Genomic DNA, 9,946 nt, shown 5'->3' on the forward strand with positions numbered 1-9,946 from the left:
TACTTGCTCGCCGCCGGGTTGACGTCGACGCCGTGGGCCATGGGCACGTGCTCCATGTGCTCGACGCCGCCGATGACGTACATGTCGCCCATGCCCGCCTTGATGTTGGCCGCGGCGATGTGCAGCGCGGTCATCGACGAGCCGCATAGCCGGTTGACCGTTTGCGCCGGCACGGTGCGCGGAATGCCGGTCATGATCGCCGCGTTGCGGGCGATGTTCATCGACTGCTCCAGGGTCTGGTTGACGCAGCCCCAGATCACATCGTCGACTTCCGACGGGTCCATGTTCGGGTTGCGATCGAAAAGCGCCTGCATCACCGCGGCGGACAGATTCTCGGCGCGCACGTTGCGAAAGGCGCCGTTCTTGGCCTTGGCCATGGCGGTACGAACGCCGTCGACCACCACGATATCTCTCGGATTCAAACTCATCTCATCTCTCTCCTGTACGCGGTGACTCAGGCCTTGGCCTGGTAGAAGCGTTCGCCGTTTTGCGCCATCTGCTTGAGCTTCTCGGTGGGCGCGTAGAGCGGGCCGAGCTCCTCGGCAAGCTTCTCGGCCTGGGCGACGAAGGTGTCGAGCCCCATGGCATCGATGTAGCGCAGCGCCCCGCCGCGGAAGGGAGGAAAGCCGATGCCGTAGATCAGCGCCATGTCCGCCTCGGCGGGGGTATCGACGATACCGTCCTCCAGGCAGCGCACGGTTTCCAGACACAGCGGCGTCATCATCCGCGCGATGATCTCCTCGTCGGAAAACTCCTTGCGCTCGCCGGTGACCTGCTTGATGAGCTCGTAGGCTTTTTCATCGGTGACCTTTTTCGGCTTGCCCTTCTTGTCCTCCTCGTAGGCGTAGAAGCCCTTGGCGTTCTTCTGGCCCAGGCGGTCGTTCTCGTACATCACCTGGATGGCGGTCTTGCCCTCGCGCGCCATGCGCTCCGGGAAGCCTTCCGCCATCACCTCGTTGGCGTGCACGGCGGTATCCATGCCGACCACATCCAGCAGATACGCCGGGCCCATCGGCCAGCCGAACTTCTCCATCACCTTGTCGACGCGCTGGAAGTCCGCGCCCTGCTCGACCAGAAAGCTGAAGCCGCCGAAGTAGGGAAACAGCACGCGGTTGACCAGAAACCCGGGGCAGTCGTTGACCACGATCGGCGTCTTGCCCATGGCGCGGGCGTAGGCGACGGTGGCGGCCACGGCTTCATCCGAGGTCTTCTCGCCGCGAATGACTTCCACCAGCGGCATGCGGTGCACCGGGTTGAAGAAGTGCATGCCGCAGAAGTTCTGCGGGCGCTCAAGGCTCTGGGCCAGCCGGTTGATCGAGATCGTCGAGGTGTTGGAGGTGAGAATGGTGTTCTCGCCGACGCTCTTCTCGACCTCGGCGAGCACACCCGCCTTCACCTTCGGGTTTTCGACCACCGCCTCGACCACCAGATCGACGTTCTCGAAGTCGCCATAGGAGAGCGTCGGGCGAATGTTGGTGAGCTTCTCGGTCATCTCCTCGACCGTGAACTTCTTGCGCTCGACCTGCTTGCCGAAGAGCTTGCGCGCCTCTTTCAAGCCGAGCTCGATGGCTTCCGGCTTGATGTCCTTCATCAGGATCGGCGTGCCCTTGGAGGCGCTCTGGTAGGCGATGCCACCGCCCATGATGCCCGCGCCCAGCACCGCAGTCTGCTCGACCGGGCGGGCAAGCTTCTCGTACTTGCCGGCCTTCTTCTTGACCACCTGGTCGTTCATGAACAGGCCGACCAGGTTGAAGGCCACCGGGCTCATGGCGAGCTTGGCGAACGCCTTGGCTTCGATCGCCTGGGCGCGGCCGCGCTCTTCGCCGGCACCCTTCTGGATCACCTTGATCGCCTCGATGGGCGCCGGATAGTGCGGTCCTGCCTTGCCGGCCACATACCCCTTGGCGGTCTCGAAGGCCATCATCTGCTCGATGGCGTTGAGCTTCAAAGGTCCCTTCTTCTCGTCGCGGCGACGCTGGTAGTCGAGCTCGCCGGTATTGGCACGATCGAGCAGATCGAGGGCGGCGGCCTCCAACTGCTCGTGGGCGACCACGGCGTCCACCGCGCCCACCTTCAGCGCGGCGTCCGGGCGGTTCTCGCTGCCGCCGGCGATCCACTCGATGGCGTTGTCGGCGCCGATCAGCCGCGGCAGGCGCACGCAGCCACCCCAGCCGGGCAGGATGCCGAGCTTGGTCTCCGGCAGGCCCATCTTGCCCTTCTCGCTCATCACGCGAAAATCGCAGGTCAGCAGCACCTCGCAGCCGCCGCCGAGCGCCAGCCCGTTGATCGCGGCCACGGTGGGAAACGGCAGGTCTTCGATGGCGTTGAAGATGTCGTGAACCTTGAGGTTCATCTGCTCGAGGTACGCTTCGCCCTTGTCGAACAGCGAGTGGAACTCGGTGATGTCGGCGCCGACGATGAAGACGTCCTTGCCGCTTCGAATCAGCAGGCCCTTCAAGTCGCGCTCACTTTCGATCGCGCTGACCGCCTCCCCCAGCTCCTTTACCACGGCGCTGGAGAGCTTGTTGATGGATTCGTCCTTCAGATCGAAGGTGAGCGTTGCGATGCTGTTGCCACCTTGGGTGTCACGACGCTCCACCGTGATGGCGTTGCCTTGATAGATCATCCGCGCTATCTCCACAGGTTCGGGCGCACCTCGCGAGGTGCCTGCCGCGCATTTCATACGGTCGTTTGATCGCCTTAGCTTGGTCGAGTCGTTCAGGATCGTCAAGCCTGCCCCGCGCTTGTCGGACACTTCCAAGCCCTTCACCGCCGATGTTCACAGCATGGGCCCTTGTGGCGCAAGGCGCGAGGGCCATCTATCGACTTTCGTTGCAAAGCCGACGATCATGGAGGTTTACCCGCTGAGTTCACCGTCATGGGCGCTTTCCTGACTCCCGCCCGGGTTACCGCGCTGCGCACCCGGGCCGAGCGCATCGTCGCGTTCGTCAAACCCTGGACCTTTCTCTGGCCGCCCGTCGCCTTCGCGGCGGGGCTTGGCAGCTTCTTTCTGGTCGACCGTCAGCAGTGGCTGGGGGCAGCGCTGGCGCTCGGGCTGCTGCTGGCCTGGGCCTTGATGCTGTGCGAAGGGCTGCTGTCACGTCTGCTGCGAAGGCGCGGGCAGGAAGGCTTGCCGCGCGCGGTGACCACCTTCATCGCCCAGATGATCCACCAGGAGACGCTGTTCTTCACCCTGCCGTTCATCCTCATCACCACGGTGTGGAACAGCGGCCAGCTGGTGTTCGCGGCGCTGGTGGTGTTCATGGCGATCTTTTCGATCATCGATCCGCTCTACTACAAGCTGGCCGGGCGATCGCGCAGCCTCTACTTCCTGTTTCACGCCCAGTGCGTGTTTCTGGTGCTGCTGGTCATCCTGCCGATCATGGTGCATCTCGACACAGGCCATAGCCTGCTGCTGGCGCTCGGCTTGACGGTGCTGATCGCGCTGCCGAGCTTCTGGAACCTGGTCAAGAAGCGCTCGCTCGCGCGCTGGTGCCTGTTTCTGGCGCTGCTGCTCGGCGTGGCCTTCGCTGGCTGGATCGGGCGCGTCTGGGTACCGCCGGCCACCCTCTGGATGACCGGAAGCGCCCTGTCGCCGGGATTCGACACGACGCAGCGTACGCCGCGAGGCGAAATGGCCTTGACGCCGACGGCGCTCGAGGCGAACGGGGTCTACGTCTATACCGCCATTCGCGCCCCGCGCGGCTTGAGTGAAACCATCTACCACGCCTGGCATCACAACGGCCAGGAGATGGACACGGTAACGCTCGACATCAGCGGCGGCCGGGAACAGGGCTACCGGGCCTGGAGTCACAAGCTCAACTTCCCCGAGGACCCGCGGGGCGACTGGCGCGTCGACATCATGACCGCCGGCGGGCAGCGCCTGGGGTTGATTCGCTTCACCGTGGCCGACGAGGAAGACGAGGCGACGCTTGCCGACGGGCGTATCCGGGCAAGCGGGTTGAGCCGCCTGAATCTCGGTCGCTTCGTTCCCGGACGCGAACCCAGCGCTGAGGGCGACGCTCCCTAGGGTTGGGCCAGGCGCTTGCATTCAGCGCGGCAGGTTATGACAATTCGGGTATCACACTTACGAGCAGCGATATTATGGGTTCATCGATTGGATTTCGAATTGCGCGTCTACCGCACCTGTGGCGCTCGATTCTGGATCGACGGCTGGCGCCGCTGGGTTTGACGCAAACGCGCTGGGTCACGCTCTATCATCTGGGGCGGCTGGGCGAGGGGCATCCGCAGTGCGACCTGGCCAAGGCGATCGGCGTCGAGGCGCCGTCGCTGGTGCGCACCCTCGGCCAGCTCGAGGCGCAGGGACTGATCGAGCGTCGCGCCTGCGACAACGACCGGCGCAGCAAGCGCATCTACCTCACCCCCGAGGCGGCGCCGCTGCTCGAGAAGATCGAGCACGTCGCCCAGCAGGCGCGCCGGGAGATCTTCGACGGCCTGAACGACGACGAGCTCGAGAAGCTCAACGAATGGCTCGCGCTGATCGAATCCAACGGACTGGCCATCCAGGCGCGTGACCAGGAAGGTTCGAGCGCCTAACGCTGAGGCGGCGCCAGGTGATCGGCGTGACCGCCCAGCATCTGGCGCAGCGCGGCGAAGGAGTGGGCGTAGTGCCCGAAGCGCTCGGCCCCCTGGGATTCCCACCACCAGAGCGTCAGCGCCCGAGCGCTCGACTCGATCACCAGCGCATCCCGGGGCAGGCGTTCGAGCAGCGCTTTCAGCGCCGTCTCGGCGTCATCCGAAAGCGGTCGCAGCGGAGCGATGCGCCAGCGCCAGCCGGCGTGAAAGCTTGCCAGCGCATCGCTCGCCTCGCTTTCGCGCAGCAGCACGAAGTCCGGCCCCGGCGCGTCTTGCGCATAGTTCCAGCGATAGGCGGGCATCATGCCCTTGAAGTGGTGCAGCGGGGGCTTCTCCATCTGGACGATGACGCCCTGTTTTCTTGCGCACGCTCTGAGCCCCACCTGACGCTTCTGGCGCGGGCTGGGCTTGAGCCACATCACTGGCGCGATCACGAACATCACGACCCCGAAAACGATCAGCCACTGCATGAAGATTCTCCGCTAAAGGACCCGCCACCGCTTTGCAAAAACCATGACATGGATCGTTGTTAAGCGCAGGCGTTGCGCTTAAAGTAAAGATTACCTACAAAGATGTTCCTTGTTGGCAAAGACACGCTGGTAAAAGACATTGCTGGCAAAAGACACAGGAGACGGACCATGAGCTATCACCATATTCTGGTCGCGGTGGATCTGACCAAGGACTCGCATCGCGTGCTCGAGCGGGCGATCGCCGTGTCCGAGCGCAACGCCAACGCCAAGATCTCGATCATGCATACCCTGGAGCCGCTGGGCTTCGCCTACGGTGGCGACATCCCGATGGACCTGACCAGCATCCAGGACCAGCTCGACGATCACGCCAAGAAGCGCCTGGCCGAGATCGCCACGCCCCACGTCGAGCCGCAGGACCAGCACGTGGTGGTGGGCATGCCGGATACCGAGATCCACCGCTTCGCCAACGATCACGGGGTGGACCTGATCGTGGTGGGCTCTCACGGGCGTCACGGCTTCGCTCTGCTCCTGGGCTCCACTTCCACCGGCGTGCTTCACGGTGCGCCTTGCGACGTGCTCGCGGTGCGCGTCGGACGCAAAGGCGAACAGACCGACGAATGACCACGAAGGCGCCCTTGCGGGCGCCTTTCTCCTGCGGGCGCCCTACTCGCCGGCCATCGCCTCGAGCTCCATCCAGCGCTCCATCGCTTCCTCAAGCCGCGTTTGAACACGTTCGAGCTCACCGAGCTTGGCGGTCACCTCGGTGGCGGGCTTCTGGTAGAAGCTCGGCTCGCCGATCACCCCTTCGAGCGCGGCCACCTCCGTTTCGAGCCGCTCGATCTCGCCAGGCAGGCCGTCGAGCTCACGCTGCAGCTTGTAGGAGAGCTTGGCCGACTTTTTCGGCTCCTCCTTCGGCTTGATGGACGGTTTTTCCTCGGTCTTGACGGGCTCGCGATTCTGACGCGCCGCGCCTTCCCAGGGTGCCGGGGGGAGCTTTCCGCCCTGGCGGATCCAGTCGGTGTAGCCGCCCACGTACTCGCGCACCACGCCGTCGCCTTCGAAGGCGAACATGCTGGTCACCACGTTATCCATGAAGGTCCGGTCGTGGGAGACCAGCAAGAGCGTGCCATCGAAATCGAGCAGCAGTTCTTCCAGAAGCTCCAGGGTCTCCATGTCGAGATCGTTGGTCGGCTCGTCGAGCACCAGCACGTTGGCGGGCTGGGTGAAGAGCTTGGCCAGCAGGAGCCGGTTGGACTCGCCGCCGGAGAGCGCCTTGACCGGCTGGCGTACCCGGTCCGGGGTGAACAGGAAGTCCTGCAGGTAGCTCATCACATGGCGGTCGCGCCCGCCCACGCTCACCCGGTCACTGCCCTGGGCGACGTTGTCGTAGACGGTCTTTTCGAGCTCGAGCCCGGCGCGCAGCTGGTCGAAGTAGGCCACCTTCAGGTTGGTGCCGAGCTGTACGCTGCCTTCGGTGGGTTCGAGCTCGCCGAGCAGAATCTTCAAAAGCGTGGTCTTGCCGGCGCCGTTTCTGCCCAGAAAACCGATGCGGTCGCCGCGCACGATCTCGATATTGAGATCGTCGAGGATCTTGTCGGCGCCGAAGCGCTGGGTGACGCCCTTGAGCTCGACCACCCGCTTGCCGGTACGCTCGCCGCTATCCACCGACAGGTTCGCACTGCCCTGGCGTTCGCGGCGCTGGCCGCGCTCGGCGCGCATCGCTTCCAGCGCGCGCACGCGCCCTTCGTTTCGGGTGCGCCGCGCCTTGATGCCCTGGCGAATCCACGCCTCTTCCTGGGCGAGCTTCTTGTCGAACTCGGCGTTCTCGCGCGCCTCCACCTCGAGTTCGTGCTGCTTGCGCGCCTGGTACTCCTCGTACTTGCCCGGGTAGCGGCCGAGCTTGCCGCGGTCGAGCTCGAGGATGCTGATGGCGAGCTTGGACAGAAACGCCCGGTCGTGGGTGATCAGCAGCACCGCGCCGTTGAAGGCCAGAAGCTGCTCCTCGAGCCAGCCGATGGTGTCGAGATCCAGGTGGTTGGTGGGCTCGTCGAGCAGCAGCAGGTCGGGCTCCGAGACCAGGGCGCGGGCCAGCGCCACACGCCGGCGCCAACCGCCGGAAAGCGCGTTCATCTCCGCCTCGGGCGGCAGCCCCAGGCGCGTCAGCACCACGTCGATACGCTGGTGGAACGACCAGCCGTCGATCGCCTCGATGCGTGTCTGGAGCACCGCCATCCGGTTCATGTCCGGGTCGGGGTCGTTGATCAGGTGCTGGTATTCGGACAGGAGTTCGCCGGCTTCCGGCAGGCCCATGGCCACCACGTCGAAGATGGTCATGCCGGAGGATTCGGGCAGCTCCTGGGCCAGCACGCCGATCTTGAGGCCCGGCGCGCGCCACACGGTGCCGTCATCGGCCTGGATCTCGCCGGCCACCAGCTTCAGAAGCGTCGACTTGCCGGTGCCGTTGCGCCCCACCAGTGCCAGCCGCTCGCCCTTTTCCACCGTGAGTTCGGCGCGATCCAGCAGAACGTGTGTCCCGTAGGCCAGTTGTAGCTGTTCTAGTCGTAGCAGGGTCACGCAGTATCCTCCATCGTCGTCAGGCGCACAGTGTAACGTATGGCCCGGGGTAACGGTGAAATCGAATCCGCCGGTGCCCCTTACCACCGGGCGCGCTCGCGCTTAAAACGTTACAATGCGTGCCTGTCCCAATGCCCGAACACGACGATCCAGGAGCCTGGTGTGACCGCCCCGAAAACGGATACCCTATTACCCGAAGCACTGCGGTTTCGCCCGCGCGAGGCGCTGGTGGACATCGGCGCCAACCTGACTCACGAGAGCTTCGCGCGCGACCTTGACGCGGTGATCACGCGCGCCCAGGCGGCCAACGTGACGACGATGATCGTGACCGGCACCGACGTTGCCCACGCCGAGCAGGCCATCGAGCTCGCGGCGCGCCATCCCGGCCTCTATGCCACCGCCGGCGTGCACCCTCACGACGCCAGCGGCTGGAGCACGGACGTCCAGCGACGCCTGACCGAGCTCTATCGCCGGCCAGGCGTGGTGGCGGTCGGCGAGTGCGGGCTCGATTTCAACCGTAACTTCTCCACCCCCGCCGAGCAGGAGAAGGCGTTCGAAGCGCAGCTGGCGCTCGCCGCCGAAAGCGGCCTGCCGCTTTTCCTGCACGAGCGCGACGCCGGCACGCGCATGCAAGAGATCCTCAAGGCGTGGCGCGACGACATTCCGCCAGCGGTGATCCACTGCTTCACCGGGGAGGCCAGCACGCTCTACGGCTATCTCGATCTCGATCTGCACATCGGCCTGACCGGCTGGATCTGCGACGAGCGCCGCGGCCATCACCTGCGTCCGCTGGTAAAGGAGATTCCGCTTGGCCGAATGATGATCGAGACCGACTGCCCGTATCTTCTGCCGCGCAACCTGCCGGCGAAGCTCAAGGGGCGGCGTCACGAACCGGCGCTGCTGCCCTGGATCGCCACCGAGATCGCCCGCTGGGGAGAGGTGAGCGAGGAGACGCTGGCGCGCGAGACCACCCGCACCGCCCTGCGCTTTTTCAATATCGACACCGCCGTGAAGGAGGCCTGACGTGGCCGATTACCCCGGATTCATCGCCATCGAGACCGGTGACGAGGATGGCCTGCCGCTGGCGATCGCCTGGTCGCTGCCGGACGGGCGCATCAAGCACACCCTGATCCAGCCCGACGACAGCTGGATCGACGAGGACACCAATGTCTCGGGCGCCTACAGCTTCGAGGAGCTCGAAAGCCTGGGCGTGAGCCCTCTGGACGTGATCCGCGAGCTCGAGAACGACCACTTCTCCGCCACGCTCTACACCAGCGACAACGGGGAGGACGAGGCGGCGCTCGCCCGGCTTTTCGATACCTACGGGCTCGACCCCTTCGTCGAGCTGGCGCCGGCCCAGGTGCTCTACGCTTCGCTCTCGAGCGGCGAGTGGCACCGCCTGCGCAACGACATCTTCAGCGACCGGGGCCTCGAGCCGATGCGCGCCGAGCACGAGATCGAGGTGATGCTGATGATGCATCAGCGCCTGACCCAGGACGCCTGATCGAGTATCGCGCGCCCGGCGGCCACGGCGTGCGCCAGCGGCTCGCCGTCCTGGTAGAAACGCTTCAGCGCGTGGCGAAATGCCCGGGCGCGCAGAGGCAGGCCCTCGCGCTCGAACCGCTCGGCACGCGCGAGCACCTTGGCTTCGAAGGCGGCGCGGTCGACCTCCACTGCGCCTCCGAGGTTGTCGACGCTGACGTGAAAGGGGCGATTGCAGGCGTGAGTGAAGAGAGATTCCAGCGCCTGGGGCGCGATCTCGGCACGCTCGAAGGCCGCCTGCTGGTCGGCGTCACGGCCATCCGGCAGGTACCAGTAGCCGTAATCCTCGCGCAGGCGGCGCTCGGCACCGGCAATGCACCAGTGGCTGATCTCGTGCAGGGCACTGGCGAAGTAGCCGCGAGCGAAGATCACCCGATGGCAAGACGTGGCGTCGTCGGCGGGCATGTACAGGGGCTCGTCGCCGCCCTTGATCAGCCGCGTTTGATAGGTGTCGGCGAACAGGCCGTCGAACAGCGCGATGATGTCGGCAAGCGTCCAGCGCTCGGAGGATAGTGTCACGTGAGTTCGCTTCGATCGAAATAGATGGAAGAGCATGGCGCGAGAGCACCATGATGGTGCAAAGCGCCGGTTTCATGAGCCAAGACGGCCGGAATTTGCTACGCTAGCGCCCTTTCTTGGTCCCGCTTTTTTACAGGAGCCTTCCCGTGGGCGCCGTTTCTCATCGTATCAAAACCACCTACTGGCCTGAAACGCGAATGCTGCTGACGCTGGCGCTGCCGATCTGCGGCGCGCAGCTCGCACAG

The 9,946-nt window shown here is 65.1% G+C and carries 9 protein-coding genes and 1 pseudogene; 5 read left to right on the forward strand and 5 right to left on the reverse strand.

Translation table 11 applies throughout. The annotated features are described in order from the left end of the window. Positions 1–428, reverse strand: a pseudogene (gene fadA / locus BIS11_RS04600) (acetyl-CoA C-acyltransferase); the annotation flags it as partial. A 26-nt stretch (positions 429–454) separates the two neighbouring features. Beyond that, entirely contained in the window at positions 455–2,626 is a 2,172-nt protein-coding gene (gene fadB, locus BIS11_RS04605) for a fatty acid oxidation complex subunit alpha FadB (protein ID WP_253420186.1), read from the reverse strand. 252 nt (positions 2,627–2,878) lie between these two features. On the opposite strand from fadB, the gene BIS11_RS04610 reads away from it, so the two are divergent. Together BIS11_RS04610 and slyA are read left to right on the forward strand one after the other, a co-directional pair. Next, entirely contained in the window at positions 2,879–4,030 is a 1,152-nt protein-coding gene (locus BIS11_RS04610) for a DUF5924 family protein (RefSeq protein ID WP_253420184.1), read from the forward strand. Positions 4,031–4,104: 74 nt separating this feature from the next. Next, complete coding sequence (slyA, locus tag BIS11_RS04615) at positions 4,105–4,557, forward strand: transcriptional regulator SlyA (protein ID WP_253420182.1); 453 nt, start codon at positions 4,105–4,107, stop codon at positions 4,555–4,557. Here slyA and BIS11_RS04620 read toward each other — a convergent pair. Beyond that, positions 4,554–5,066, reverse strand: coding sequence for a preprotein translocase subunit YajC (locus tag BIS11_RS04620; protein WP_253420179.1), 513 nt, complete (start codon positions 5,064–5,066; stop codon positions 4,554–4,556). The genes slyA and BIS11_RS04620 overlap by 4 nt on opposite strands. A gap of 168 nt (positions 5,067–5,234) precedes the next feature. Between BIS11_RS04620 and BIS11_RS04625 the strand changes: the two genes are divergently transcribed. Continuing rightward, complete coding sequence (locus BIS11_RS04625; RefSeq protein ID WP_227390808.1) at positions 5,235–5,687, forward strand: universal stress protein; 453 nt, start codon at positions 5,235–5,237, stop codon at positions 5,685–5,687. 42 nt (positions 5,688–5,729) lie between these two features. Here the strand turns inward: BIS11_RS04625 and BIS11_RS04630 are convergent, their stop codons facing one another. Next, entirely contained in the window at positions 5,730–7,640 is a 1,911-nt protein-coding gene (locus BIS11_RS04630; RefSeq protein WP_253420174.1) for an ATP-binding cassette domain-containing protein, read from the reverse strand. Positions 7,641–7,802: 162 nt separating this feature from the next. On the opposite strand from BIS11_RS04630, the gene BIS11_RS04635 reads away from it, so the two are divergent. Together BIS11_RS04635 and BIS11_RS04640 are read left to right on the forward strand one after the other, a co-directional pair. Next, positions 7,803–8,663 carry a TatD family hydrolase gene (locus tag BIS11_RS04635; protein WP_253420172.1) on the forward strand — a complete coding sequence of 287 codons (861 nt, stop codon included), beginning with the start codon at positions 7,803–7,805 and terminating at the stop codon, positions 8,661–8,663. Between the two features lies 1 nt (position 8,664). Continuing rightward, a complete protein-coding gene (locus tag BIS11_RS04640; protein WP_253420171.1) occupies positions 8,665–9,144 on the forward strand; it encodes a hypothetical protein in 480 nt (159 codons plus the stop codon). On the opposite strand, the gene BIS11_RS04645 is transcribed toward BIS11_RS04640, so the two are convergent. Further along, complete coding sequence (locus BIS11_RS04645; protein WP_253420169.1) at positions 9,120–9,701, reverse strand: elongation factor P hydroxylase; 582 nt, start codon at positions 9,699–9,701, stop codon at positions 9,120–9,122. The genes BIS11_RS04640 and BIS11_RS04645 overlap by 25 nt on opposite strands. Positions 9,702–9,946 lie beyond the last annotated feature (245 nt).

The sequence above is a fragment of the Halomonas sp. 707D4 genome (assembly GCF_024158685.1).
GTDB lineage: Bacteria > Pseudomonadota > Gammaproteobacteria > Pseudomonadales > Halomonadaceae > Vreelandella.

Excerpts from the sequence above, each read along its gene's own strand:
- slyA (WP_253420182.1), top strand. The coding sequence starts at position 4,105 with ATGGGTTCATCGATTGGATTTCGAATTGCGCGTCTACCGCACCTGTGG.
- BIS11_RS04625 (WP_227390808.1), top strand. The coding sequence starts at position 5,235 with ATGAGCTATCACCATATTCTGGTCGCGGTGGATCTGACCAAGGACTCG.
- BIS11_RS04620 (WP_253420179.1), bottom strand. The coding sequence starts at position 5,066 with ATGCAGTGGCTGATCGTTTTCGGGGTCGTGATGTTCGTGATCGCGCCA.
- fadB (WP_253420186.1), bottom strand. The coding sequence starts at position 2,626 with ATGATCTATCAAGGCAACGCCATCACGGTGGAGCGTCGTGACACCCAA.
- BIS11_RS04610 (WP_253420184.1), top strand. The coding sequence starts at position 2,879 with ATGGGCGCTTTCCTGACTCCCGCCCGGGTTACCGCGCTGCGCACCCGG.